This window comes from Micromonospora sp. NBC_01796, assembly GCF_035917455.1.
Lineage (GTDB): Bacteria > Actinomycetota > Actinomycetes > Mycobacteriales > Micromonosporaceae > Micromonospora_G.
Window position 1 is genome coordinate 7,609,808 of record NZ_CP109078.1, and the last position, 26,013, is coordinate 7,635,820.

Sequence of the window (26,013 nt, forward strand, 5' to 3'; positions counted from 1 at the left end):
ATGGCCGGATTGCCTCGGCCACCTAGCGTGACCCAGGGACGGCAACCGTCGTCAATCGAACGAGGGAGAGATCGTGACGGGGACAACATCCGCGGCCGGCGGTACGGCGGCGGCGCGCGCGAGTGACGTGTGGAAGGTGTACGGCAGCGGTGAAGCGCAGGTCATCGCCCTACGCGGAGTCACCGCCGAATTCGAACAAGCCCGCTACACCGCCATCATGGGACCCAGCGGCTCCGGCAAATCCACCCTCATGCACTGCCTCGCCGGACTCGACTCCGTCACCCGCGGCACCATCCACATCGGCGACACCACCGTCACCGGACTCAACGACAACGGACTCACCAAACTCCGCCGCGACAAAGTCGGCTTCATCTTCCAACAATTCAACCTCCTCCCCACCCTCACCGCCGAAGAAAACATCCTCCTCCCCCTCTCCATCGCCGGCCGCAAACCAAACCCCGACTGGTACAACACCGTCATCAAAACCGTCGGACTAGCCGACCGACTCCACCACCGACCCAACCAACTCTCCGGCGGCCAACAACAACGCGTCGCCTGCGCCCGCGCCCTCGTCGCCAAACCCGACGTCATCTTCGCCGACGAACCCACCGGAAACCTCGACAGCCGAGCCGGCGCAGAAGTCCTCACCTTCCTCCGCGACAGCGTCCGCAACCACCACCAAACCATCGTCATGGTCACCCACGACCCCGTCGCCGCCAGCTACGCCGACCGCGTCATCTTCCTCGCCGACGGCGCCATCGTGGACGAGTTGACCGACCCCACGGCGGAGGCGGTGCTCGACACCCTCAAGCACCTGGACGTGCTGGCCCACCAGGCCGAGGTGGCGTGATGCTGCGTGCCACGCTGAAGAGCCTGCTCTCACGCAAGCTCCGGCTGGTCCTGTCCGGTTTCGCGATCATCCTCGGCGTGATGTTCGTGGCCAGCGCCTTCGTGCTCACCGACAGCCTCGGCGGCCGGTTCGAGCAGCTGTTCCAGACCATCAACAAGGACGTCGCGGTCCAGGTGCAGGCCACCGACGAGGCGCGGGAGGAGGTGACTCCGCCGCTGCTGACCGAGGCCGACCTGGATCGGCTGGCCGCGGTCGACGGGGTCCGCGCGGTCGCCGGGGACGCCAGTTCGGAGGGGATAACCCCGTTCCGCAAGGACAACGGCAAGGCACTGCCTGCCGGCGCCCCGCACCTCGGGATCGGGCTGGCCGACGACGACTTCGTCGCCGACGGTCTGCTGCACGTGGCGGAGGGTCGGGCCGCACAGGCCGACAGCGAGGTCACCCTGACCCGCTACACGGCCGAGCAGACCGGTCACAAGATCGGTGACCGGATCAAGATCTACGTGCCGCGGAGCGCCACCAGCCCGGAGTGGACCGTGGTCGGTCTGCTGGAGTACTCGGGCGGGCGGACGTCGCTCGGCGGCGAGACGATGGTCGGGTTCACCGTGCCGGAGGCGCAGCGCCTCTTCTACGGCACCACCGGGGTGTTCGGCGCCGCCCAGCTCGAGGCCGAGCCGGGGGTGTCGCAGGAGACCCTGAAGCAGCGGGTCGCCACGGCCACCCCGGCCGGGTTCGAGGCGATCACCGGTCAGGAGGCGGCCGACGAGCAGGCGTCCCAGCTCAAGCAACTGCTCACCTTCGTGAACTGGTTCTTCCTCGGCTTCGCGTTGATCGCCCTGCTGGTCGGGATGTTCCTGATCTTCAACACCTTCAACATCATCATTGCCCAGCGGTCGCGGGAACTGGCACTGCTGCGGGCACTCGGGGCGAGCTGGCGGCAGGTCACCGGCAGCGTGCTGGTCGAGGCAGTGGTGGTGGGCGTGATCGCGTCCACTCTGGGCCTGGGCGCGGGCATCGCGGTCGCGGCGGGGCTGCAGGCGCTCACCGGTGCCCTCGGTTTCCCCCTGCCCGAGGGCGGGCTCACCGTCAGCGGCACCGCCATTCTGGCGTCGTACCTGGTCGGCGTCGTGATGACGGTGATCGCGGCGCTGGTCCCGGCGGTCCGGGCCGCAGGAGTGCCGCCGATCGCGGCCATGCGCGACGTGGTCCGGCCGGACAAGTCACTGCGCGGGCTGACCATCACCGGTGGGGTGATCACCGCGATCAGCGTCGCGCTGCTCAGCATCGGGCTGGTCGGCGTGGAAGGGCTGACCGCGGTGGCGCTCGGCGGTGGCGTACTGCTCGCCGTGGTCGGGGTGGCGCTGCTCTCCCCGGCGCTGACCCGCCCGGTCGCCGGGACGATCGGGCTCCTGGTGAGCTGGGGCACCGCGACCGGGATCGGCCGGCGCAACACGCTGCGCAATCCGCGCCGGACCGCGGTGACCGCCGCCGCGCTGATGGTCGGCGTGACCCTGGTCAGTGCGGTCAGCGTGATCGGCGCGTCGCTGAAGGCCAGCGTGACGGACCTGGTGGAGAACGACCTGAGCGCCGCGGTCATCGTGACCACGGGCGTGGTGGCGCCGCCGACCGGCAAGGAGGGATTCGATCCGGCCCGGCTGGACCAGGCGGCCCGGATTCCGGGCGTCACGGCGGTCCTCGCGACCCACCTCGCGGTGCTGCCGGTCGACGGCAACGCGAACTCGTACGTCCAGGCGGCGGATCTGCCGACCGCCCGGTCCCTGATGTCGATGGAGCAGGTGTCCGGCACGTTGACCCCGACCGGGCAGAACGAGGCGATCGTCGACGACGGCACCGCGGAGACCAACGGCTGGAAGCTCGGCAGCACCTTCGTGGTCACCATGCCGGTGGGCGGCGACCGGACGTACACGATCGCCGGGATCTACCAGCGGACGACGGTGGCCAACGGCGTGATCCTGCCCCCGTCGCAGGTGAAGTACTTCGCCGGGCCGCTGGCCTTCCAGGGCCTGGTCCAGGTTTCCGAGGGTACCGACGTGATCGCGGTGACCCGCCAGGTCGAGCAGCTCATGGCCGACTACCCGCTGGTCAGCGTGGTCGACCAGGCGAGCTTCATCAAGCAGCAGACCTCGGCGGTGGACCAACTGCTGGTGATCTTCTACGTGCTGCTGGCGCTGGCCGTACTGGTGGCGTTCCTCGGCATCATCAACACCCTGGTGCTCAGCATCTACGAACGCACCCGGGAGTTGGGTCTGCTGCGGGCGGTGGGCATGGGCCGCCGGCAGATCATGGCGATGGTGGGTGTGGAGTCACTGCTGATGGCCGTCTTCGGCTGCCTGCTCGGGGTCGGACTCGGGGTGGCGCTCGGGGTCACGGTCACCGAGGTGCTGCGCAACCTGGACGCGATCTCGATCGTCGCGCTGCCGTACCTTCAGCTCGTCGGTTTCCTGGTCGCGGCCGCGCTGGCCGGGGTACTGGCCGCCGCGTGGCCGGCCTGGCGGGCGTCGCGGCTCAACGTGCTGCAGGCGATCTCGTACGAGTAAGCAACCGCCGGTACGAGTGCGGGGTGGGCGTTCGCGCCCGCCCCGCACTGCCATTTCTGCCGGTGAAGGCGCTCGGTGACCGGGTCGGGCATGCTCGACGATCCGGTCAAATCACCACACGAAGCGCTCCGTTGCGGAAAGATCCGGTAGGGCGATCGGAATGGGTCGCCAGCAGTCAGGGGCAACCCTGAGTGGGCATCCGGGCCGACCCGCAGCGGAATATCCGCTGTGGCTCCACCCAGGGGTGGACGAGTCGGGCTTCGGCGGCACCGACGATGGAGACTGCCGGCCGGACCAGGGGTGCCCGGACGGATCAGACTTTTCATCGAAGGAGAATTCGAGTGACCGCGACGGTAGGCCAGAACACGCAGGCGGCTGCGCGTGCCAACGAGGTTTGGAAGGTGTACGGCAGCGGTGAAGCGCAGGTCATCGCCCTACGCGGAGTCACCGCCGAATTCGAACAAGCCCGCTACACCGCCATCATGGGACCCAGCGGCTCCGGCAAATCCACCCTCATGCACTGCCTCGCCGGACTCGACTCCGTCACCCGCGGCACCATCCACATCGGCGACACCACCGTCACCGGACTCAACGACAACGGACTCACCAAACTCCGCCGCGACAAAGTCGGCTTCATCTTCCAACAATTCAACCTCCTCCCCACCCTCACCGCCGAAGAAAACATCCTCCTCCCCCTCTCCATCGCCGGCCGCAAACCAAACCCCGACTGGTACAACACCGTCATCAAAACCGTCGGACTAGCCGACCGACTCCACCACCGACCCAACCAACTCTCCGGCGGCCAACAACAACGCGTCGCCTGCGCCCGCGCCCTCGTCGCCAAACCCGACGTCATCTTCGCCGACGAACCCACCGGAAACCTCGACAGCCGAGCCGGCGCAGAAGTCCTCACCTTCCTCCGCGACAGCGTCCGCAACCACCACCAAACCATCGTCATGGTCACCCACGACCCCGTCGCCGCCAGCTACGCCGACCGCGTCATCTTCCTCGCCGACGGCGCCATCGTCTCCGAACTGATCGAACCGACCCCGGAGACCGTGCTCGACACGATGAAGAAGCTCGACGGGCTCGCCGAGGCGGGGATCTGATGCTGCGCGCAACCCTGAAGAGCCTGCTCGCCCGCAAGGTCAGGTTGATCCTGTCCGGGCTGGCCGTGGTGCTGGGCGTCATGTTCGTCTCCGGCTCGTTCGTGCTCACCGACACCCTCGGGCGTTCCTTCGACTCGGTGTTCAGCGACGCGTACGCCAACACCGACGTGAACGTGGCGGCGAAACCGAAGATCGCGATGAACGAGTTCGAGGGCGAGCAGCTCGCGAACCCGCTGCCGGCGGCCACCCTGGACGCCGTACGGAAGGTGCCCGGTGTTGCCGAGGCGACCGGGGTGGTGGCGACCGACGGTGCCCGCCTGATCGGCAGCAACGGCAAGGTCGTCACCTCGTTCGGGCCGCCGCAACTCGGCGAGAACTGGACCGGCGAGGACGACCTGGTGAAGTTGCGCGAGGGCCGCGCCCCGACCGCCGACACCGAGATCGTGATCAACGCCGGGCTGGCCAAGGCGGCCAAGGTCAAGGTCGGCGACCGGGTCGGCGTACTGGTCGACCTGGCGCCGAAACAGGAGTTCACCCTGGTCGGGGTCTTCGGTTACAGCGGTGACCGGGACAGCCTCGGCGGGGTCAACGAGGTGGCGTTCACCGACCCGGTCGCCCAGCGGCTGATGCTCGGGGAGACCAACGTCTTCACCAACATCGCCGTACGCGCCCAGGACGGGGTCGACCAGGCCACGCTGCGCGACCGGGTCGCGGCGGCGGTCGGCGACGGGTACGAGGTGAAGACCGGCAAGCAACTCTCCGCCGACTCCTCGGCCGGGTTGAAGGAGGGACTGGCCTTCTTCAACCAGATCCTGCTCGGCTTCGCCGGGGTGGCGCTGCTGGTCGGCACCTTCCTGATCCTCAACACCTTCTCGATCATCGTGGCGCAGCGCACCCGTGAGCTGGCCCTGATGCGGGCGATCGGGGCCAGCGGCAGGCAGGTGATCCGCTCGGTCCTGGTCGAGGCGGTGGCGATCGGCCTGGTCGCCTCGATCCTGGGCCTGGGCGCCGGGATCGGGGTCGGTGCCCTGCTGGCGTACGCTTTCGGGCAGTTCGGCGGCGGCCTGGAACTGGCCGGCGTGGGTGTGCCACCGATCGCGGTGATCAGCTCGTTCGCGGTCGGGATCCTGATCACGGTGGTCGCCGCGCTGATCCCGGCGATGCGCGCCTCCCGGATCCCGCCGATCGCGGCGATGCAGGACGTGGCCACCCCGGATCGCCCCCTGACCAAGCTCACGGTAGCCGGAGCGGTGGTGTCGGTACTCGGTGCCGGGCTGCTGACCCTGGGTCTGACCGGTACGGCCGGCGACGCGATCCTCGGCACCATCCTGGGTGGTGTGCTGCTCGCGTTCATCGGGGTGGCCCTGCTGACCCCGGTGATCAGCCGGCCGGTGGTGTCCCTGCTCGGCCGGATCTTCTCCTGGTCGGTGCCGGGCAAGCTCGGCCGGCTCAACTCCGGTCGCAACCCGCGTCGGACCGCGATCACCGCCGCCGCCCTGATGATCGGCATCGCGCTGGTCACCGGAGTGACGATCATCCTGGACTCGGCCAAGTCGAGCATCTCGGGGCTGGCCGAGGACACCATCAGCGCCGACCTGGTGATCTCCGGTGCGCAGTCCGGGCCCCGGCCGCCGACCTTCGACCCGGTGGTCCTGGACCGGGCCGCCGCCCTGCCCGGCGTGAAGGCCGTCGCCGGTTTCTGGGGCGACATGGCGCTGGTCAACGGGAAGCGCGAATTTGTCAACGCGACCAACGACGTGCCGGCGATGCGGGACATCTACGGGCTGAAGGCGACCGCCGGCAGCATCGACTCGCTCACCCCGGACCAGGTGCTGGTCGACGCCGACACCGCGCGGGACCTCGGCCTCGCCGTCGGCTCCACCGTGCCGGTGCAACTGTCCCGGGGTGACCCGCACACCTACGCGATCAGCGGCATCTATGCCGATTCGGAGCTGTACAGCGGCTTCCTGCTGCCGCCGGCCGCGACGAAGGACTTCGCCATTCCCCGGCCGTCGCAGGGCTACGTGCAACTGGACCCGGGCACGTCGGTCGGGCAGGTGCTGCCGGCGGTCGAGTCGCTGCTCGCGGACAGTCCCGAGGTGTCGGTGGCCGACCGGGCTGCGTTCATCAAGCAGCAGACCGGGCAGTTCGACACCCTGCTCCGGATGATCCAGATCCTGCTGGCGCTGGCGATCCTGATCGCCGTACTCGGGATCGTGAACACGCTGGCGTTGTCGGTGCTGGAGCGGACCCGCGAGTTGGGGCTGCTCCGGGCGATCGGGCTGAACCGGGCCCGGACCATGTGGATGGTGACCGTGGAGGCCGTGGTGATCTCGGTCTTCGGCGCGCTGCTCGGGATGGCCGTCGGCACCGGTCTCGGTGCGGCTGTGGTCCGCGCGCTACGCGACGACGGCATCACCGATCTGGTCCTGCCGTGGGCGCAGCTCGGCGTACTGATCGGCCTGGCCGCGGTGGTCGGCGTGGTCGCGGCGGTGCTGCCGGCGATCCGTGCCGCCCGGATCAACGTGTTGGGGGCCATCGCGCACGAATAGCCGCTCCGGGGGACGGGGGGTGGTGGGGCGGCGTCCGGGGGGACGCCGCCCCACCGCACGTCTCAGGCCGGCGTGGTGGGCAGGTCCAGCGGGGCCACCAGGCGGGCCAGCAGGTCCAGGTCCGCACCGGTCAGGCTCTCCAACAGGTGTACGCCGTCCACCCGGCCCAGCGGCACCTCGCTGGGCACCGCGAGTACGGCGGCACCGGCGGCAACCGCACTGGCCACCCCGGCCGGCGAGTCCTCGATCGCCACACACCGCTCGATCGGCACCCCGAGCATCCGGGCGGCGGTCAGGTACGGCTCCGGATCCGGTTTCGTCGCCAGCACCTCGTCACCGCAGACCACCACGTCGAACCGGTCCCGTCCGAGGGTTTCGAGGGCGACCTCGACCAGTTGCCGAGCGGTGGAGGTGACCAGCGCGGTCGGGATCCCGGCGGCCCGGACCAGGTCCAGCAGCCCGACAGCGCCGGGACGCCAGGGCAGTCCGGCGACGAAGAGCTCGGCCATCCGCTTCTCCAGCCAGGCCGCGCCGTACGCGGGGTCCCGGTCCTGGGCGAGGTCGGTGTTCAGGATCGCCATCGAGCTGGCCATGCTGGAGCCGATCATCGCCAACCGGGCGGGCTCGGAGAGCCGACCGCCGTAGTGGGCGGCCAGTTCGTGCAGGGCGACGTCCCACAGCTTCTCGCTGTCGACGAGCGTGCCGTCCATGTCGAAGAGCACGGCGGCGGGATGCTGGCCAGTCAGGGGATCCTCCCGGGTACGAGCGCTGATCCCCCGATCATGCCAAGCACGGGTCGGGGCGGTGCGCGTACTCGGGGTGAACTGTGGCCGATCCCTCAGGTGCCGGCGGGGTCAGGTCAGGTCGCAGGCGGCGAAGGAGCGCTCGTAGCCACGGAAGAAGGAGTCGATCCGCTGCTCGGCGGTGCCGTGCGAGCCCTCGGCGAACCACGGCTGGTCCGGGTCGTCGCCGACCGCCACCAGCCCGGCCCGGAACTCGTCCAGGTCACCGTCCTGGAGGTCGAGCTGCCGCTCCTGGACCGAGTCACCGATGTACGCCCCGGCCATGCAGTCGGCCTGTAGCTCCGCCTGGATCGTGAACTGGTGCTGGATGCCGAGTCGCGCCTGGATCGCGTGGGCGTACTCGTGGCCGAGCAGGAAGAACAGGAACGCGTCCCCAATCTGCCGGAAGGCGGCGACCGCCCAGTTCACGTCGTACGCGATGAAGTCCCCGGCCGGGCAGTAGACCGCGTTGTTGCGCGGTACCGCCTGCTCACCGCAGGAGACCTCCCCGTCGCGGGAGTACGCGAACACCCGCCGGACCGGCTGGAACCGCTGCCGGGACTCGGTGAACCGCTCGTCCCAGTACTGCTCGGCGAGCCGGACCGCGCCGGGGATGTCCCGCTCGAACTCCTCGACCGTGCCCGACCCGTCGACCGGTTCGCCGGATGACGGCGCCGGAGCCGGAGCGGGCTCCTCCCCCGGCGTCGTGGGTCCGATCGCGCAGGCGAGCGTGACCACCAGCACCGTAACCAGGCCGAGCAGACCTGCGCCCCGACCGGATCGGTACCCGGTTGCTGTCTGCATGGCGGCCTCCTCGGCGATCGTGGCCGCCCGACGTCCGGCGGTGGTTCCATAATTCCCGCCCGACCGGTTCCTGACCACGATCCACATTGGCACGTGCCGACCGGAGTGCCGAGCCCGGGGCCCCACGGTCGACGAAGGGCCCGGCGGGCCGACCACAAAGCCGGCTGGCCGTACGACACGGCCAGCCGGCTTCTCGTCACCGCCCGGGTGTCTACCGGCTGCCGGCGCCGATCGGTGTCGGCGTTACCAGCGGGGTCGACGTCTGGTCGGCGACCGGACGGGGCGTACGCCGGATGGTGGGTACGAGCAGCGCCGCCGCGACGGCGAGCACGGAGAGCCCGGCCAGCAGGGCGAACCCGTGGGTGTAACCGGCCTCCCGGGGCAGCCCGCTCGTCTGGAGGTTGCTGGTGACGATGCTGCTCATCATGGCCGCGCCGATCGCGCCGCCGATCGTACGGATGTTGGCGTTCATTCCAACCGCGGCGCCGGTGTGGTGGGCGGGCACGCTCTTCACGATCAGGTTCGTCATCGCCGAGTAGGCCAGGCCGATACCGAGGCCGAAGACGGCCGCGGCGGCGCCGAGTTGCCAGCGCTCGTCATGTGCCACGACGAGCGCGGCACAGGCCACCACGCTGAACGCCGACCCGGTGATGAGCTGCGCCTTCGCGCTGAAGACTCCTTCGAGACGTCCGCTGAGCAGGCCGGCGACGAACATGGTGACCAGCATCGGCAGCATCAGCAGGCCGGCCTCGGAGACGCTGGCGCCGAAGCCGTACCCGGCCGACGCGGGGGTCTGGGTGAACTGCGGGAGGAAGCCGTAGAGGGCGAACATCGCGCCACCGAACAGGAGCGCGACCAGGTTGGTCGCCCGGACGGCCGGCAGCCGCATGATCCGCATGTCGATCAGGGGGTTGGTCGAACGGACCTCGGTGGCGGCCCAGGCGGCGAAGACCACGACCGCGACCACCAGCAGCCCGATCACCTTCGTCGACGTCCAGCCCCACTTCGGCGCCTCGCTCACCGCCAGCAGCAGCGCGACGAGCCAGCCGGACATCAGTGCCGCGGAGAGCAGGTTGATCCGGCCCCGGTTCCGTACCGGCGACTCCGGCACCAGCAGGTACGCCGCCAACGCCGTCAGCGCCACGATCATCAGCGGGATCCAGAACAGCCACCGGTACCCGAGCAGGCCGACGATCGGTCCGGCGAGCACGACGCCCAGGCCGCCGCCGACCGCGATGATGGCCGACATCGCTCCGATCGCGGAGGACATCCGGGACGCCGGGAACTCGTCCCGGATGATGCCGAACGACAGCGGGAAGACCGCACCGCCGACGCCCTGGATGAGCCGGGCGATGATCAGCACGGTGATGTTGGGCGCGATCGCGGCCAGCAGGCAGCCGACCGCGAGGCCGACCAGGGTGAGGACCAGGATGCGTTCCTTGCCGACCATGTCGCCGACCCGGCCGAGGATCGGGGTGAAGATCGCGGCGGAGAGCAGGTACGCGGTCAGCACCCAGGTGACCGTGCTCTGTGAGGTGTGCAGGTCGTGCTGGATCGTGGAGAGCACCGGGCTGATCAGCGACTGCATCATCGCGAAGAAGCCGGCCCCGGCCGCGAGTACGGCAAAGGTCAACTGCCGAGGGGTACGTCTGGTGGTCGATGCCACGAGAACTTCCTTATGGAGTAGCTGGAATAGATCCTGCCGATGGCCCGATCGGCGCGCCTGGTCGTCCGGCGGGCGGACATCGAGCGAACGTGCTGCGCCACCCCGTTCCGACGGGGAGGTAGAGTATCTGGAGGGCTCCCTCCGGACATTCCGATACCGGAGGGGTGCCTCCGAAAACATTACCGGAGGGATACCTCCGGTCGCAACAGAAGTAGGGAGACCCGGCTGTGACGAGCGCCGCACAGGTACCCGAGACCCTCTCCCGACGCCCGAAGCGGGCCGACGCGCTGCGCAACTACGAGAACCTGGTCTCCGCCGCGCGCGACGCCTTCGCCGAGCACGGGTCGTCGGCGTCGCTGGAGGACATCGCCCGACGGGCACAGGTCGGCATCGGAACGCTCTACCGGCACTTCCCGACCCGCCGGGACCTCTTCGAGGCCGTCTACGTCGAGGAGGTCGAGGCGCTGTCCCGCTCCGCCAACGACCTGGCCGACGCACCACCGTGGGACGCGCTGGTGGGCTGGTTGCACCGGCTGGTCGGATACATCGCCACGAAGCGGGCGCTGGCCGAGGAACTGCTGCACGACTCCGAGATCTTCCAGCGGTGCCGTACCGAGGTCTACGACGCGGGCCGGCCGCTGCTCGTACGCGCCCAGTCGGCCGGGGTGGTGCGCCCCGACACCAACATCGACGACGTGATGCGGCTGGTCAGCGGCATCACGATGATCAAGGTGAGCGAGCCGGGTCAGCTCGACCGGGTGCTCGACATGGCCCTCGACGGCCTGCGCCCCCAGACACCGAAGGGCTGACTCAGTCCCCAGGCAGGTGCGTCACCGAGTTGTACTCGGCCAGCACCAGCCGCCCGGTATCGCCGGTCCAACGGGTGATCGAGGCGTTCGCCACCATGCCGGCCCGGACGACCGATTCCAGGTCCGGCAGCGACAGCCCTTCGACCAGGTGGCGCAACATCAACACCACCGAGTCGTGCGCCACCAGGAGCACCCGTGCTCCGGCATGCTCCCGGCGTACGTCATCGAGCAGTGTCCGGAGGCGGGCGGCGACGTCCAGCAGCGACTCCCCGCCCGGCGGACGCCAGTGAAACCCGCCGACGGCGGCCCGGCGGGCCGCCTCGGCCGGGTACCGCGCCGCGATCGCCGCGCCGGTCAGCAGCTCCAGCTCACCCATGACCCGGTCCCGCAGCCGGTCGTCGATCCTCGGCGCCGGTAGGTCCGGGCCGCCCGCCGCCCGCGCCGCGTCCGCCGCCAACCGCCAGGTCTGCACGGCCCGGAGGTACGGCGAACAGAGCACCACCTGCGGCCGGTGCTCCATCGCGAGCGCCCCGAACCGGTGCCCGAGCCCCACCGCCTGTGCCTGCCCGAGCGGCGAGAGTGCGATGTCCGCGTCCCGGCCGGTGACCCCGCTCTCGACCCTGCCCGCCGCTTCGGCCAGGGCGAACGCCGCGTTGGCGGTGCTCTGCCCGTGCCGGACCACCGTCAGTTCCGCGATCTCGGCGGGTGGGGATCGACGGTCCACCACATCACCCCGTTTCCTCCGGCAGCTACCAGGGTCAACGGTTGCGGCGGCGACGGGACATCGCCCAGAGGACCCCACCGAGCGTCGCGACGAACAGCGGCAGCAGGCAGACGATCGACAGTACGACCACATGCCACGGCTTGATTGCACCCATTCGCCGTACCCTACGGTGATCTTCCCTCCGTCGGGTCCCCGGATCCGCCCGGCCTCACAGGACGCCGTCGAGCTGGGCGAACAACTCCGCCGGTACGGCGCGGTCGTGCCGCCGGGCCAACTCGATCCAGTACTGCCGCCCGTGTTCCCAGGCCGCGCGCAACCCCGCCCGTACGCCGTCCTCGTCCGCGCGGACCGTGGTGTCCAACAGTGCGGACACGGCCCGCGACGACAGTTCGTCCTCGGCCCGGCGCGACGGGGTCAACCAGTGCGCGGTGCTCTGCTCGGCCAGCCGCGCCATCCACGTCAGGTGCCGGTGCGCGTGGCCCAACGCGTCCCACGCTCGCAGCGTCTCACCCCGACTCGCGACGTGGTGGGCCAGGACCAGCCAGTTCGCGAACCGGCCACAGAGCGTCTCGATCTCCTCGGCGTCGATCGGCACGACCGGCTGCCGGGGCACCGCGTCCAGGACCGGACGCAGTGCCCCGCCCCGATCCAGCACGATCATCCGGTCCGTCGCCGCACCACGGGCCGGCCAACTCCGCACGCTCGGGATGTCGTCGGTGGTGGCGAAGTGGAACTCGCCGCGTACCAGGTCGGGGAAGAACACCACGTCGGTGCCGAACTCGTTGCGTACCACGTGGGTCACCGGGGCGATCCGCTCGCACCAGCCACGCCGGTCGACCGCGTCGCGCAGGTCCGGCCGGAAGAACAACCAGAACTCCACATCGCTGTACGCGTCCGCCTCACCGATCGCGAACGACCCGTACATCAGTGCCGCGTCGAGGCGCTCGTCGGCCAGACAAACCTCACGCGTACGCGCGATCAACCGTTCCTGGACCAGCACCGGACCAACGTACTCCGGCAGCGCGACGCCGATGCCCAAGCAGGGGGCTCGGCGCTCCGATCAGGTCGATAGGCAACCAATGGTTGCGCAAAGGTGGGCGGACGGCTAGCGTGAAGCGCAACCAAACGTTGCACATCGAGGAAGAGTGACGAGCATGGAGTACGGCAGCATCGAACGGGAGATCCACGTCGACGCCCCACCCGAGGTGGTCTTCGAGGTCGTCAGCAGCCCCGAGCACATCTCGCAGTGGTGGACCGACGACGCCGAGTTCGAAGCGACTCCCGGAGCGGTCGGTGAGCTCGTCTGGGGCGATCGGGCAACGGTCGTCCCGATGCGTGTGGTGACCGCCGAGCCGCCTCGACTGTTCTCGTTCCGCTGGTGCTACCCCGAGGGAACGGTCGAAGATTCCGCGAACTCGCTGCTGATCACCTTCGAACTCACCCCGTCGGGCACGGGGACCAGAATTCGGCTCACCGAGACCGGGTTCCGGGAGATGGGCTGGGAGGCCGCAAAGGTGGCGGAGCAGTACCTCGACCACGTCCGCGGCTGGGACACCTTTGTCCCCCAACTCGGGGAGTACCTCGCGCGCCTGGTGTCGACTCCGTGACCGCTGCCGTCGACGACGACCTGTGGTCCGCGGTCGGCGATCCGACCCGTCGGCGGATGCTCGACCTGCTCCTGGCGGACGGCGACGGCACCGCCACCAGCCTCAGCGAGCAACTTCCCGTGACCCGGCAGGCCATCGCGAAACATCTCGGCGTGCTCGACCGTGTCGGCCTGGTGCATGCCACGCCCGCGGGGCGCGAGCGGCGGTACCGGGTGGACGAGGCCCAGCTTGCCCGCGCGGTCGCGCAGTTGTCCTCGGTGGGGGCGGCGTGGGACGCCAGGCTCCGGCGCATCAAGCGGATCGCCGAGGCCATCCAGCGCGGGAGAGAGCAGCGCGGTTTGTCGCAGTGACTTCATGAAGATCGGACGAGAGCCAACACCGGAAAGAGGGATCAAAAATGGTGGACATCCTGCACCGGGTCGGAATCAGGTCGTCGGTGGCCGAGGTCTACGGGGCCTTGACGACCACCGAGGGACTCGCCGGCTGGTGGACGACCAACACCCGGAGCGAAGGCGACAACCTCGACCGCGTACTCCGGTTCCGGTTCAGCGCCGGTGGTTTCGACATGAAGGTCCTCGAGCTCGACCCGGGCAAGCGGGTGCTGTGGGAGGTGGTCGACGGACCCGAGGAGTGGATCGGCACCCAGGTGGACTGGGGCCTCGACCAGGCCGACGACTACGCCGTCGTTCTGTTCAAGCATCAGGGCTGGAAGGAGCCGGTGGAATTCATGCACCACTGCAGCACCAAGTGGGCGCTCTACCTGATGAGCCTCAAGTCCCTGGTCGAAACCGGGAAAGGCGCACCGGATCCCCATGATGTCAAGATCGATAATTGGAACTGACTTCCGCTGCTCCGGAAGGGGATCCAAGGGTGACCTGAGCCAACCGGTGCACTGATCCGGGAAATAGGTTCGGCGCCTCGTGGAGATCATTCGCCACGAGGCGCCGACCCTGCCGCTGCCGTCAGTCGAGCAGCCACCGTGGAGGATGGCTAGGCGTCCCGGCGGCGAATGCTCCAGTAGCCGGCGGTGACGGCGATTACCGTCCAGCCGAGCAGCACCAGCAGTCCCTGGTTCTGGGTGAGTTCGCCGGCCCCGACCGTCGCCTCCATCGCCCGCATACCGGCCTGGTCCGGCAGGAAACGCGCCGCCGACCTGGTCGCGGGAATGATCCAGAGCGCGGGCGAGACGACGAAGAAGAACGGGATGAGGATGCCCAGCGACAGGGCGGTGCTCCGCAGGACGGCGGCCACGGCAGCGGCGAAGACACCGAGCAGGGTCACGTACGCGAGCCCACCGAGCACCGCTCGGACGGCGCCGGGAGCGTTGAGGTCCACCCCGTACGGACCGAGCGCGACCTGAGTCACCAGGAACGACCCGAGCACGGTGGCGCCACCCACGATCAGGCAGACCAGCCCGGCCACCCCGAGTTTGCACAGGTAGAACAGGCCACGTCGGGGCACCGCCGCGAGCGAGGCCCGGATCGTGCCGCTGGTGTACTCGGAGCTGACCACGAGCACGGCGAACACGGTGAAGGCCAGGTTGCCGTAGAGCAGGGCACCGAAGCCGGCGTCGATCGGGTGGAAGTCGGGCCGGAGCGCGTCGCTGCTCCGGTCGATGGCGGCCCGGATCGAGAGGCCGCTGGCCAGCGCGAGCCCGAAGCTGACCACGACGCCGACCGACAGCGTGATCATGGTTGCCAGGGTGGACCTGGCCTTGATCCACTCCGATGCGAGGACCGGGCGTACCGCCGTGCCGTTCATCGGTTCACCTCCACTTCCTGATGGCCCCGGTACTCGACCGCCTGCGCGGTCAACTGCATGAACGCCTCTTCCAGCGAGGCCGAGCAGGGGGTCAGCTCGGTCACGGTGAGATGTTCGGTGTGGACGATCGCGCCGATCTCCTCCATTCGGGCGTCGATCACGTGCAGCGCGCCCTCCGAGCCGTCCTCGACGCTGAGCCCGCCGGCCACGAGGGCGTGCCGCAGGCGCTCCCGCTCCGGCGACCGCACCCGCACGTACGACCCGGCGTGCCGGGCGACGAAGTCGGCCGTGCTCAGGTCGGCGAGGAGCCGACCCTGCCCGATGATGACCAGATGCTCGGCGGTGACCGCCATCTCGTTCATCAGATGGCTGGAGAGGAAGACCGTCCGCCCCTCCCGAGCCAGCCGGGTGAGCAGGTCACGCATCCACTTGACTCCCTCCGGGTCCAGCCCGTTCACCGGCTCGTCCAGGATCAGGACGGGCGGGTCGCCGAGCAGGGCGGCGGCCAACCCGAGGCGCTGGCTCATGCCGAGCGAGAAGCCGCGTACCCGTTTGCGGGCCACGCTCTCCAGCCCGACCAGACCGATCACCTCCCGGACCCGCCGCCGGCCGATCCGGTTGCTGGCGGCCAGGCCGAGCAGGTGGTCGTACGCGGACCGGCCCGGATGGGCCGCCTTCGCGTCCAGCAGCGCACCCACCTGCCGCAACGGCTCCACCAACCGGCCGTACGACCTGCCGTCGATCATGGCGCTACCCGAGGTGGGCCGGTCCAGCTCCAGCAGCAACCGCATGGTGGTCGACTTGCCCGCGCCGTTGGGGCCGAGAAATCCGGTGATGCGGCCGGGATGCACGGTGAACGACAGTTCGTCCACCGCCACCCGCCGGCCGTAATGCTTGGTCAACTGCGCTATCTCGATCACCGGACCAACATCCCAGCCGAGGGCCGGGCGGCGCGTCAGACCGAGGTTTGATCCTGTTTGCTCGACGCGTCAGACCGGAGTCTGACCCGGCACGCCACCGGTCGGGAGCCGGCCGCCGCCCAACGGGACCAACCCGCTTTCGTACGCGACGATGACCAACTGGGCCCGGTCCCGGGCGCCGAGCTTGGCCAGGAGCCGGGTCAGGTGGGTCTTCACCGTGGCCATGCTGATCTGCTCGTGACCGGCGATCTCGGTGTTGGACAACCCGGCGGCCACCAGGGCGAGGATCTCCCGCTCCCGATTGGTCAGCCCGTCCAGCCGGGTTCCGTCGGTCCGGGCCGGCTCGGCCCGCCCGAACTCGGCGACCAGTCGCCGGGTCACCGTCGGAGCGAACAACGCATGCCCGCTCGCCACCACCCGCACCGCGTCGAGCAGGTCGGCCGGTGGGGTGTCCTTGAGCAGGAAGCCGCTTGCCCCGGCCCGCAGTGCGCCGAAGACGTACGGGTCCAGGTCGAACATGGTCAGGATCAGCACCCGTACGTCCGAGGTCGCCGGGTCGGCGCAGATCCGGCGGGTTGCCTCGATCCCGTCCAGGTCGGGCATCCGGATGTCCATCAGCATCACGTCGGGGCGTTCCCGGGCGGCGAGCCCCACCGCGGCGGCGCCGGTCGCCGCCTCCCCCACCACCACGCAGCGCGGGTCGGATTCGAGCAGGAGCCGGAAGCCGCCGCGCAGCAACGCCTGGTCGTCGGCGATCGCGACCCGGATCGGGTCCGTCACGAGGAGGTCCCGGCCGGTCGCCGGTCGCCCCGCTGGAGGCGATCGGGCATCGGGTACGGCAGGCGGGCGCGGAGGTGGAAGCCGCCCTGCTGACGCGGTCCCGCAGTCAGCTCACCGCCGTGCATGGCGACCCGCTCCCGCATCCCGAGCAGGCCGTGCCCGCTGCCGGCGACCGGGGTACGGCCCCCGCCCCGCCGGTGTTCCGGCCCCTCGTCCAGCACCTCGATGACCACGTCTGCCTCGGCGCACCGCACGGTGACCTGGCAGCGGGTCAGCCCGGCATGCTTGATCACGTTCGTCAGCGCCTCCTGGAGAATCCGGTACGCCGAAACCGCCGTCCCCTCCGGCAGCCGATCCGTACCGGTGATGTCGGCCCGCAGGTCGAGGCCGGCCGCCGCGGCCCGTGTCACCAGCAGGTTCAGATCCCCCACCGTCGGGGCCAACTCCGCCTCGACCCCGGTGTCCGCTGGGACCGCTCCCCTGCCATCGCCGCCGCTCGGGTCGACGCCCTGCGTCGGAGCGCTGCCGTCCGGGTCGGCGCCGTGCGTCAGAGCGTCGCCGTCCGGGCCGGCGCCGTGCGTCAGAGCGTCGCCGTTCGGGTCGGTGCCGTCGGCCGGGTCGGTCCGCAGCACGTACAGGACCTGGCGCATGTCGGTGAGGGCCGAGCGACCTACCCGCTCGATCAGTTCGAGGGCGTCGGTCGCCGCGCCCGGCTGGGTGTCTGCGACGTGCCGGGCCACCGCGGCCCGTACGGTGATGATCCCGAGGTTGTGCGTGACGATGTCGTGCACCTCCCGAGCGATGCGCAGCCGCTCGTCGGCGACCGCGCGGGCGGTCTGTTCCGCGTTGCTCCGAGCCTGGTACACCCGGCGTTCGCGGACCGCGACCCCGGCCGTCCACGCCGCCCCGACCAGCGCCAAGCCGGGAAGCAGCACACCGAAGGCCTCCGCACCGGTGGGGGTCGGGCCGGCGGAGACACTGAGCAGCAGCAGGACCAGGGTGAACACGCCCAGCATCCGCCACCGGATCCGGGTGAGTGGCCGGCCGGCGAGCGCGGCCGTGTAACCGGTCAGGGCGGCGGCCAGGAACGGCTCGTACAGCACCCCGGACGCCAGGGCCAGCACCGAGGCTGCCGCGACAACCAGGAACACCGGCACCGGCCAGAGCCGGCGTACCGCCACCGGGAGGGCCATGAGGAGCACGACCAGGCAGAGCGTGAGCGCGGTCGAGCCGATCACGGGGCTCCCCGAGGGGGCACGGGTCATCGGGACGAACGCGTACCACAGGCCGAGGACCAGCGCGAGCAGCCCGTCGAGCGCGATCAGCTCCCGACGGCGCAGCGGGCGGGTAGGAAGCGACGAGGCGGTCACCGCACACCCTTCTCCGACCACGACTTTCCCCGGAGCCTATCCGGCCCCGCTGTTCGCCCTCGTCGGCGCAGCAAGGTCGACGTGACGCCTGCGCCAGTTCAGGCGGCGCGGGTGTCGTACGTCGCGCGGTTGGCGAGCACGTCGTCCATGTGCGTCTCGGCCCAGGTCTTGAGGCCGCGCATCATCTGGTGCAGGGACAGGCCGAGGTCGGTCAACTCGTAGGCGACCGTGACCGGCACGGTCGGCGTCACGGTACGGGTGACCAGACCGTCACGCTCCAGGGAGCGCAGCGTCTGGGTGAGCATCTTCTGGCTGACGCCGGCCAGCAGGCGGGACAACTCGGAGTAGCGCATCGACCGGGGCTCACCGGCACAGTCGGCGCCGAACCGGTGCGAGCCGTCGCTGCCCAGCGCGGCCAGGACCAGCGTCACCCACTTGTCGGAGAGCCGGTCGAGCAGCTTGCGGCTGGGACATCCGGCCAGGAAGGCGTCATATTCCGCCTTGGTCTGTGCCCTCTGCTGGGCCACCGTCATCGTCGCCATCGACCGCTCCTCCCACGATGGGTGCGTTACGCACTCGGAAGTGCCTACTTCCTACCAGGAAGTTACCCCTCGATAGTGAAGCAGGCATCCGTCAGGTAACCAGGACGGCCCGATTCCACCCGAAAGTCAGGGGTATGAGCATGCTCCCCACTTCCCTTCCCGGCGGCACCTGGACACTGGGCGACCTGACCGTCACCCGGTTCGGCTACGGCGCCATGCAGCTCGCCGGACCCTGGGTCATGGGACCTCCCGCCGATCACGACGGCGCACTCGCCGTCCTCAGGGAGGTCGTCGACCTCGGCATCACCCACATCGACACCAGCGACGCATACGGGCCACACGTCACGAACCGGCTGATCCGTGAAGCGCTGCACCCGTACCCCGAATCGCTGCACGTGGTGACCAAGGTCGGCGCGAACCGCGACCAGCAGGGCGGCTGGCCGCCGGCTCGAGAGCCGGAGGACCTGCGTCGGGCAGTTCACGAGAACCTCGAGAACCTCGGCCTCGAGGTGCTCGATCTGGTCAACCTCCGACTCGGCAACGCCGAGGGACCCGTGCCCGGCTCGCTCGCCGAGCCGTTCGAGACTCTCGTCGAACTCCAGCAGCAGGGCCTGATCCGGCACCTCGGGGTGAGCACCGCGACGGCGGACCAGGTCGCCGAGGCACAGGCGATCGCGCCGATCGTGTGCGTGCAGAACCTGTACAACCTCGCGCACCGCCAGGACGACGGACTGATCGACGCGCTCACCGAACAGGGCATCGCCTACGTGCCGTACTTCCCGCTCGGCGGCTTCAGTCCACTGCAGTCCTCGGTGCTCTCGACCGTGGCCGCCCGGTTGGGCGCGACGCCGATGTCCGTCGCCCTGGCCTGGCTGCTGCAGCGGTCACCGAACATCCTGCTCATCCCCGGCACCTCGTCCACCACGCACCTGCGCGAGAACATCGCCGGCGCGGCACTTCCGCTCTCCGCCGAGGACCTGGCCGACCTGGACAAGATCGGCCGTTGACGAGGCAGTCTGCCGCGTGGAGGCGGCTACTTCGCGCTCGGCCTGATCAGATACCGGCGCCGTCCGGGAGTCGGCGGCGCCGGTCGTGAACGAGCACAATGGATGGGCGGCACGGGGCGTGGTCAGAGTTGCCGGCTGATGCCCAGTGCCACGGTCCGGACGGCCGGGCCGACCGCGCGCAGGTCCAGCCGGTCGGCCCAGCCCGATACGGAGACAGCCCCGGCCGGGCGCCCGTCGGCGTACAGGACGGCGCTGGCGACGCACCCGACCCCGGCACCGGATTCCTCGCTCTCGTACGCCACCCCGCACTCCCGGATCCGCGCCAACTGCCGTCGTAGCAGGCCGGGAGCGGTGATCGTACGCGGGCCGACCATCCTCAGTGGCTGGTCGCAGACGAGGGAGATCGCGGGCTCACCACTGAACGCCAGCAGTGCCTTGCCGACCGCCGAGGCGTGCGCGGGCAACCGACCGCCCACCTCGGACGGCATCGACGGCGCGTCCCGCCCCCGCAGAACCTCGACGTAGACAACGTCGGTGGCCTCGAGGACCGCCAGGTGCACACTCAGCCCCGTCGCCTCGCGCAGGTCAGCAAGGTACGGCGGGGCGATCGTCCGCAGGTCACGCCGACGAGCGGCGAACTCCCCGATCTCGAACACCCGGACGCCTATCCGCAGCGACGGTCCGGTGCGTTCCAGGAACCCGTACGTCACCAGGTCGGCCACCAGCCGCGAGGTTGTCGACATCGGCAGTCCGGCACGACGACTGACCTCGGACACCCGCAGTTCGCGGTGTCGTGCGTCGAACGCGCCGAGGACCGCCGACACCCGGGCGACGGCCATGTCGGGGATGTTCCGCTCAGCGGCACGCACCAATGCAGCTCCTTGACAGGTCCGCCGAATCGTAGCTTACTAACGGACCAGTTCGTACATTCACTGTCGCGGATCGTCCACGGCGGTGGGCGATGACGGGAGTCTCACCCCCATGCAACCTTGCCGGTACGGCCTGATCGGTGCGGGGATCGGGGCATCGCTGTCGCCGGTGCTGCACGAGACCGAAGGTCGTCATCACGGTCTGGACCTGTCGTACCGGCTGATCGATGTGGACGAGCCGGGGACCCCGTCCGACCTCGGCCGCCTGTTGGACGACGCCGAGGCGGATCGGCTCGCCGGCCTCAACATCACCCACCCGTTCAAGCAGCAGGTCATCGACCTGCTCGACGACCTCTCCCCGCAGGCTCGCGACATCGGGGCGGTCAACACCGTCGTGTTCCGCGACGGTCGACGGCTTGGTTTCAACACCGACGCGTACGGGTTCGCCGAGTCGTTCCGGCGGGGACTGCCGGACGCGCCGGTCGACCGGGTGGTGCAGCTCGGCGCCGGTGGCGCGGGCGCGGCCTGCGCGTACGCCCAACTGAGCGCGGGCGTCGGGCACCTCACCGTGGTCGATCCGGACACCGAGCGGCGCGGTGCCCTGGGTGAGGCGTTGGAGGGACGGTTCGACATCCACCGGATCGCGGTGGCCGCACCCGACGAGTTACCCGCCGCTCTGGAGCACGCCGACGGCCTGGTCAACACCAGCCCGGTCGGCATGCGGACGCACCCGGGGATCCCGCTGCCCGTCGGGTTGCTGCACCCGGGGCTGTGGGTGGTCGACGTCATCTACATGCCGGTCGAGACCCAACTGCTGCGCTCCGCCCGGGCGAACGGGCTGCGTGCCATCGGTGGCGCGGCGATGTGCGTGTTCCAGGCCGCGGCGGCGTTCGAGCTGCTCACCGGCCGTACGCCGGACACCGAACGGATGCTCGGCCACCTCGACCGGCTGCTGAACGGCAGTGGACACCATGTCCGGGCCTGAACGGGTGCGACCCGCTCCCCCACCGAACCACGCCCGCGCCACCCACACCTCGGTGCTCCCCCGCGGCGTGGTCGTCGCGGCGAGGCGGCCCACCGCCGACGTGCACCGGCAGCGCCCGAGGGCGCTGGAACCCCCTCTCCACCACCACACCCCTGGAGTTTCCCGATGAGTCAACCAGCAACACGACCGGAAACAGCCGCCCCACCCGACGGCGGCACCGTCACCCAGCAACTACCGGAACCCATGTCGCTACGCCGGATGGTCGGCCCCGGCGTCGTGGCGGTCGGGATCGGCATGGCGGCCGGAGAGATCATTCTCTGGCCGTACCTCACCGCGATCGGTGGACTGGGCCTGCTGTGGTTGGCGTTCGCCACGCTCGCCGTCCAGTTCGTCATCAACATGGAGATCGAGCGCTACACCCTCGCCACCGGACAGACCGCCGTCGCCGGGTTCTCCCGCTGGTGGAAAGGTTGGGGCATCGTCATCTGCCTGGCCGGGGCGTTCCAGTACGTCTGGCCGGGCTGGGCCACCGGCGGGTCCACCGTCTTCACGTACCTGGTCGGGGGCGGTGACGCCGTCTGGATCACGGTCGCCGTGCTGGTCGTCATCGGCGGACTGCTGTCCGCCTCGAAGGTCATCTACAAGACCGTCGAGCGGGTCGAGGTCGTGAAGGTCGCACTCACGCTGTTCTTCCTCGCCGTCATCGTGGTTTTTGTCATCTCGCTGTCCACCTGGGGAGAGGGCGCGAAGGAGACGGTTCTCGGGTTCGGCCAGATCCCCGCCGGCATCACCTTCACCCTGCTGCTCAGCGCGATCGGTGCCGCAGGCGCGGGCGGTGTGCACAACCTGGTGCTCAGCAACTGGATCCGGGACAAGCGGTACGGGATGGGCGCACACGTACCGCGACTCATCTCCCCGATCACGGGCCGGGAGGAGGCATCGGGCGCCGACCGCTACACGTTCCCCCAGGACGAGCAGAACCTCGCCCGTTGGAAGACGTGGTGGAAGCGCGCCAACACCGAGCACTTCTTCGCCTTCCTCCTGGTCTGCTTCGTGACCATCACGATCATGAGCCTGCTCGCGTACGAGACCCTCTTCGGGCGGGACGACCTCAAGAACGACACGACGTTCCTGCGGATCGAGGGCGATATCCTCGCCTCCCAGGTCGGCGAATGGCTCAAGCTGCTGTTCTTCGCGATCGCCGCCGTCTCGCTGTGGGCCGCCGCGATGGGGCTGCTCGACGTCATCGGCCGGGTGGCGAGCGACTTCCTCCGCCGCAACTACCTCGCCGACTCGGCCCGGTGGACCGAGGCCCGCCTGTACCTGGCGATCGTCTGGGCCGAGATCGTCCTCGGCTCGATCATCCTGCTCTCCGGTTTCACCCAACCGATCGGCCTGCTGCTCGTCTCGACCTGCGCCGCGTCGGTGGTCACCCTGCTGTACTCGATCCTGCTCGTACGCCTCAACACCAGGGACCTCCCCACCGCGATCCGGCTGCGCGGATGGCGGCTCGGCGGCATGGTGACGGCGATCGGCTTCTACGGGTTCTTCGCCATCGCCATGGTGGTCACCCAGATCCAGAAGCTCTGACCCGACACGCTCTGAGCAACGCGCTACCCGGTCGGGACCGACGCCATCGGCTCCCGGCCGGGTCAGCTCCCGGACAGGCGCAGGTGACGGTGGGCGGCCATCCGGACGGGTGCGTTCGACTCGCCGAAGCCGTCGTACCCGCCCCGGCGCTGCACGATCTCGAAGAAGACCCTTCCCCCGTACACCGGGGTGTAGAGGTGGAGCAGTTCACCGCCGCGCTGGTCGCGATCGTAGAGGATGCCGTGCCGGCGCAGGCGCGCGACCAGGTCGTCGGCGAGGGCGAACCGGGCGACCAGGTCGGCGTAGTAGTTCTCGGGTACGTGCAGCGTGGTGCCGCCGAGCCGGTCGATCGCCGCCGCGGTGGCGAAGATGTCGGCGGTGGCGAAGGCGACGTGCTGCGGGTCGACAACGGCGGGAGCCCACTCGCCACGACGCAGCAGCGCCACGGTCAACGCGAGCCGTACCGCCCGGTCCGGGGTGGCGTAGGCGCGCGAGCGCATGAGCCCGAACGGTGCCGCGTACTCCTCGGTGCTCAGCCGGTCGAGCCCGAGCACGGAGTGGTAGAACAGCCCGGCCTCGTCGAAGTGGTCGAAGGGCTGCGCCAGCCCGAGATGGTCCGTGGCGGTGAGGCCGGCGTCGCCCGCGACCTCGTCCCCCGTGGGCAGGAAGTCGGCCCGCCAGTCGTTGTCGTCCCGGCTGAGGAACACCGACGTACCGTCGGGGGCCGCGACGGCGGGCAGGTCCGCCTCGCGCGGACCCCGGACACGCGGAAGTGCCGGCGCGAGCAACGCCTCCGCCCGCGCCCGCGACCGTTCTGGATCCTCGGTCGTCAACGCGAAGGCGCTCATCGCGGCGGTCCCCGGGGTCTGCGGGCGGGTCACCGCACTGTTGAGGATCACCCGGCAGGTGCCCTGCTCCCACAGCTCCACCGGCTTGGACCGGTGCTGCCCGGTGTGGGCGAAACCCAGACCCCGCAGCGCGGCCTGCAACACCGGCCCCGACCGGCCGTCCACCGCAAACTCACTGAAACCGTGTACGGACAACGCCGGCGCCTCCGGTAGCCGACGAACCTCGACGCCCGACCCGCCCGCCGGTCGAAGGCTGTCCTCCAGGGCGATCAGCGACCGCATCCCGTCGACGGCGGTACGCACCGGATCGGCCTGCCGGAAGACGTCGTTGAACACCTCGAGCGACAGCGGTCCGGTGTAACCCGCGGCGAGCACCCGGTGGACGAACGAGGTCAGGTCGAACGATCCCTGTCCGGGGAAGAGCCGGTGGTGCCGGCTCCACTGCAGGACGTCCATGCTCAGATGGGGTGCGTCGGCAAGCTGAAGGAAGAAGATCTTGCCCGGGGTGATGTCGGCGATGCCGGCCGGGCTGACGTCGCGCGACAGCACGTGGAAGGAATCCAGGCACAGCCCGAGCGCGGGATGGTCGGCCCCACGCACGATCCGCCACGAGTGGTCCCATGTGGACACGTGCCGTCCCCACGCCAATGCCTCGTACGCGATCCTCATCCCCCTGGTCTGGGCGCGGTCGGCCAGCAGCGCGAGCTGCTCGGCCGCCAGATCGTCGTCGTCGACGGCCGCCGGTGCGACCGACGAGCAGACCAGCATGGTGTCGACACCCAGCTCGGCCATCACGTCGAACTTGTGTTCCGCCCGCGCCAGATTGGCCTTCAGCAGCGCCGGTGGCACCGCCTCGAAGTCACGAAACGGCTGGTAGAGGTCGATGCTGAGACCGAGGTCGGCGCACCGGGCGCGGACCTCACCCGGCGACCAGGGCGCCACCACGAGATCGTTCTCGAACAGCTCGATCCCGTCGAACCCGGCGGCGGCAGCAGCCGCGATCTTGTTGTCGAGGGTGCCGGAGATGCACACCGTCGCCACCGACCGGCGCAGCGCGCCACGTCCGGCCGAGGTAAATGCGCGGTCGCTACTCATGGCTCACCTTCCGGGGGTACGGGGGTCAGCGCTGGCCGAGGTAGCCGACCACCATGTCGGCGAGCATCGTGCGGTAGTGCTCGCGTGACGCCGGATCGAGCAGGTCCCGACCGAACAGCGCGCCGAAGGTGTGGCGGTTCGCGACCCGGAAGAAGCAGAAGGCGCTGATCATCATGTGTACGTCCAGCGCGTCGACGTCGGTGCGGAACGTACCGGCCTGCTGTCCACGGGCGAGCACCCCGCGCAGTACGTCGACCGCCGAGCTGTTGAGGTCCACCAGCCGGGCGACGTGACTCATGTTCTCGGCCCGCTGGCCGTTCTCGACGCCGACGAGCTTGATGAACGCTGGGTGCGCCTCATGATGGTCGAAGGTGACGTCGGCGATCCGGCGGATGGCGGCGACCGGATCGAGCTGGTCGACGTCGATGGCCCGCTCGGCCGCCCGGATCTCGGCGTACGCACGCTCCAGCACGGCGAGGTAGAGCTGCTCCTTGCCACCGAAGTAGTAGTAGATCATCCGCTTGGTGGTACGCGTACGCGCCGCGATCTCGTCCACCCGCGCCCCGCTGTAACCCTGGTTGGCGAACTCCTCCGTAGCGACGTCGAGGATGTCGACCCTGGTCCGCTCGGCGTCACGCCGACGATCGACCTCGGGCTCTGGTGCCGCCTGCCGGCTCACGAAACTCCTTCTCCCGTCGGGCTTCGGGTCGGTACGGACACTCTGTCGACACCGAACCCGGCTGCCACCCGCCAGCATAACGAACGTACTAGTGCGTACATCCGTG

The 26,013-nt window shown here is 69.8% G+C and carries 24 protein-coding genes; 11 read left to right on the forward strand and 13 right to left on the reverse strand.

From position 1 onward, the window contains the following. Positions 1 to 73 precede the first annotated feature (73 nt). The 4 genes from OIE47_RS33760 (at position 74) to OIE47_RS33775 (ending at position 7,069) form a co-directional block, all read left to right on the forward strand. On the forward strand, positions 74 to 850 hold the full coding sequence (locus tag OIE47_RS33760) for an ABC transporter ATP-binding protein (protein ID WP_326558589.1): 777 nt from the start codon (positions 74 to 76) through the stop codon (positions 848 to 850). Beyond that, the gene (locus OIE47_RS33765) at positions 850 to 3,408 is read left to right on the forward strand and encodes an ABC transporter permease (protein ID WP_326558590.1); all 2,559 of its coding nucleotides are present in this window, start codon (positions 850 to 852) and stop codon (positions 3,406 to 3,408) included. The genes OIE47_RS33760 and OIE47_RS33765 overlap by 1 nt, the downstream gene beginning before the upstream one ends. 341 nt (positions 3,409 to 3,749) lie before the next feature. Next, a complete protein-coding gene (locus OIE47_RS33770; protein ID WP_326563316.1) occupies positions 3,750 to 4,517 on the forward strand; it encodes an ABC transporter ATP-binding protein in 768 nt (255 codons plus the stop codon). Next, positions 4,517 to 7,069, forward strand: a complete 2,553-nt coding sequence (locus tag OIE47_RS33775; RefSeq protein ID WP_326558591.1) for an ABC transporter permease — start codon at positions 4,517 to 4,519, stop codon at positions 7,067 to 7,069. The genes OIE47_RS33770 and OIE47_RS33775 overlap by 1 nt, the downstream gene beginning before the upstream one ends. A gap of 62 nt (positions 7,070 to 7,131) precedes the next feature. Here OIE47_RS33775 and OIE47_RS33780 read toward each other — a convergent pair whose 3' ends face one another. From OIE47_RS33780 to OIE47_RS33790, 3 genes are all read right to left on the reverse strand, one after another. Beyond that, positions 7,132 to 7,791, reverse strand: a complete 660-nt coding sequence (locus OIE47_RS33780) for an HAD family hydrolase (RefSeq protein ID WP_326558592.1) — start codon at positions 7,789 to 7,791, stop codon at positions 7,132 to 7,134. 132 nt (positions 7,792 to 7,923) lie between these two features. Next, positions 7,924 to 8,655: a neutral zinc metallopeptidase gene (locus OIE47_RS33785; protein ID WP_326558593.1), complete on the reverse strand. Its 732-nt coding sequence runs from the start codon at positions 8,653 to 8,655 to the stop codon at positions 7,924 to 7,926. Between the two features lie 211 nt (positions 8,656 to 8,866). Then, positions 8,867 to 10,321, reverse strand: a complete 1,455-nt coding sequence (locus tag OIE47_RS33790; RefSeq protein WP_326558594.1) for an MFS transporter — start codon at positions 10,319 to 10,321, stop codon at positions 8,867 to 8,869. 227 nt (positions 10,322 to 10,548) lie between these two features. Between OIE47_RS33790 and OIE47_RS33795 the strand changes: the two genes are divergently transcribed. Continuing rightward, entirely contained in the window at positions 10,549 to 11,130 is a 582-nt protein-coding gene (locus tag OIE47_RS33795) for a TetR/AcrR family transcriptional regulator (protein ID WP_326558595.1), read from the forward strand. Position 11,131: 1 nt separating this feature from the next. On the opposite strand, the gene OIE47_RS33800 is transcribed toward OIE47_RS33795, so the two are convergent. Together OIE47_RS33800 and OIE47_RS33805 are read right to left on the reverse strand one after the other, a co-directional pair. Further along, complete coding sequence (locus OIE47_RS33800) at positions 11,132 to 11,854, reverse strand: histidine phosphatase family protein (protein ID WP_326558596.1); 723 nt, start codon at positions 11,852 to 11,854, stop codon at positions 11,132 to 11,134. A gap of 208 nt (positions 11,855 to 12,062) precedes the next feature. Beyond that, complete coding sequence (locus OIE47_RS33805; RefSeq protein ID WP_326558597.1) at positions 12,063 to 12,854, reverse strand: hypothetical protein; 792 nt, start codon at positions 12,852 to 12,854, stop codon at positions 12,063 to 12,065. Between the two features lie 154 nt (positions 12,855 to 13,008). Between OIE47_RS33805 and OIE47_RS33810 the strand changes: the two genes are divergently transcribed. The 3 genes from OIE47_RS33810 to OIE47_RS33820 are packed head-to-tail and all read left to right on the forward strand — an operon-like array spanning position 13,009 to position 14,302. Then, complete coding sequence (locus tag OIE47_RS33810) at positions 13,009 to 13,461, forward strand: SRPBCC family protein (protein WP_326563317.1); 453 nt, start codon at positions 13,009 to 13,011, stop codon at positions 13,459 to 13,461. Continuing rightward, positions 13,458 to 13,811 (forward strand): ArsR/SmtB family transcription factor, encoded by a 354-nt coding sequence (locus OIE47_RS33815; RefSeq protein ID WP_326558598.1) that lies wholly within the window; start codon positions 13,458 to 13,460, stop codon positions 13,809 to 13,811. Before OIE47_RS33810 ends, OIE47_RS33815 begins: the two co-directional genes overlap by 4 nt. 47 nt (positions 13,812 to 13,858) lie before the next feature. After that, positions 13,859 to 14,302, forward strand: a complete 444-nt coding sequence (locus tag OIE47_RS33820; protein ID WP_326558599.1) for an SRPBCC family protein — start codon at positions 13,859 to 13,861, stop codon at positions 14,300 to 14,302. Between the two features lie 149 nt (positions 14,303 to 14,451). On the opposite strand, the gene OIE47_RS33825 is transcribed toward OIE47_RS33820, so the two are convergent. From OIE47_RS33825 to OIE47_RS33845, 5 genes are all read right to left on the reverse strand, one after another. Beyond that, positions 14,452 to 15,222, reverse strand: a complete 771-nt coding sequence (locus OIE47_RS33825; protein ID WP_326558600.1) for an ABC transporter permease subunit — start codon at positions 15,220 to 15,222, stop codon at positions 14,452 to 14,454. Then, positions 15,219 to 16,142 (reverse strand): ATP-binding cassette domain-containing protein, encoded by a 924-nt coding sequence (locus tag OIE47_RS33830; RefSeq protein WP_326558601.1) that lies wholly within the window; start codon positions 16,140 to 16,142, stop codon positions 15,219 to 15,221. Before OIE47_RS33830 ends, OIE47_RS33825 begins: the two co-directional genes overlap by 4 nt. Before the next feature lie 69 nt (positions 16,143 to 16,211). After that, on the reverse strand, positions 16,212 to 16,922 hold the full coding sequence (locus tag OIE47_RS33835; protein ID WP_326558602.1) for a response regulator transcription factor: 711 nt from the start codon (positions 16,920 to 16,922) through the stop codon (positions 16,212 to 16,214). After that, entirely contained in the window at positions 16,919 to 18,292 is a 1,374-nt protein-coding gene (locus OIE47_RS33840; protein WP_326558603.1) for a sensor histidine kinase, read from the reverse strand. Before OIE47_RS33840 ends, OIE47_RS33835 begins: the two co-directional genes overlap by 4 nt. Before the next feature lie 98 nt (positions 18,293 to 18,390). Further along, positions 18,391 to 18,834 carry a winged helix-turn-helix transcriptional regulator gene (locus OIE47_RS33845; RefSeq protein WP_326558604.1) on the reverse strand — a complete coding sequence of 148 codons (444 nt, stop codon included), beginning with the start codon at positions 18,832 to 18,834 and terminating at the stop codon, positions 18,391 to 18,393. 140 nt (positions 18,835 to 18,974) lie between these two features. On the opposite strand from OIE47_RS33845, the gene OIE47_RS33850 reads away from it, so the two are divergent. Next, on the forward strand, positions 18,975 to 19,841 hold the full coding sequence (locus tag OIE47_RS33850; RefSeq protein WP_326558605.1) for an aldo/keto reductase family oxidoreductase: 867 nt from the start codon (positions 18,975 to 18,977) through the stop codon (positions 19,839 to 19,841). Positions 19,842 to 19,963: 122 nt separating this feature from the next. Here the strand turns inward: OIE47_RS33850 and OIE47_RS33855 are convergent, their stop codons facing one another. Next, positions 19,964 to 20,710, reverse strand: coding sequence for an IclR family transcriptional regulator (locus OIE47_RS33855; protein WP_326558606.1), 747 nt, complete (start codon positions 20,708 to 20,710; stop codon positions 19,964 to 19,966). A gap of 112 nt (positions 20,711 to 20,822) precedes the next feature. Between OIE47_RS33855 and OIE47_RS33860 the strand changes: the two genes are divergently transcribed. Continuing rightward, the gene (locus OIE47_RS33860; protein ID WP_326558607.1) at positions 20,823 to 21,695 is read left to right on the forward strand and encodes a shikimate dehydrogenase; all 873 of its coding nucleotides are present in this window, start codon (positions 20,823 to 20,825) and stop codon (positions 21,693 to 21,695) included. 165 nt (positions 21,696 to 21,860) lie between these two features. Next, the gene (locus OIE47_RS33865; protein ID WP_326558608.1) at positions 21,861 to 23,285 is read left to right on the forward strand and encodes an Nramp family divalent metal transporter; all 1,425 of its coding nucleotides are present in this window, start codon (positions 21,861 to 21,863) and stop codon (positions 23,283 to 23,285) included. A 62-nt stretch (positions 23,286 to 23,347) separates the two neighbouring features. Here OIE47_RS33865 and OIE47_RS33870 read toward each other — a convergent pair whose 3' ends face one another. After that, on the reverse strand, positions 23,348 to 25,228 hold the full coding sequence (locus tag OIE47_RS33870; protein ID WP_326558609.1) for a bifunctional sugar phosphate isomerase/epimerase/4-hydroxyphenylpyruvate dioxygenase family protein: 1,881 nt from the start codon (positions 25,226 to 25,228) through the stop codon (positions 23,348 to 23,350). 25 nt (positions 25,229 to 25,253) lie between these two features. After that, positions 25,254 to 25,907 carry a TetR/AcrR family transcriptional regulator gene (locus OIE47_RS33875; RefSeq protein ID WP_326558610.1) on the reverse strand — a complete coding sequence of 218 codons (654 nt, stop codon included), beginning with the start codon at positions 25,905 to 25,907 and terminating at the stop codon, positions 25,254 to 25,256. Between the last annotated feature and the right edge of the window lie 106 nt (positions 25,908 to 26,013).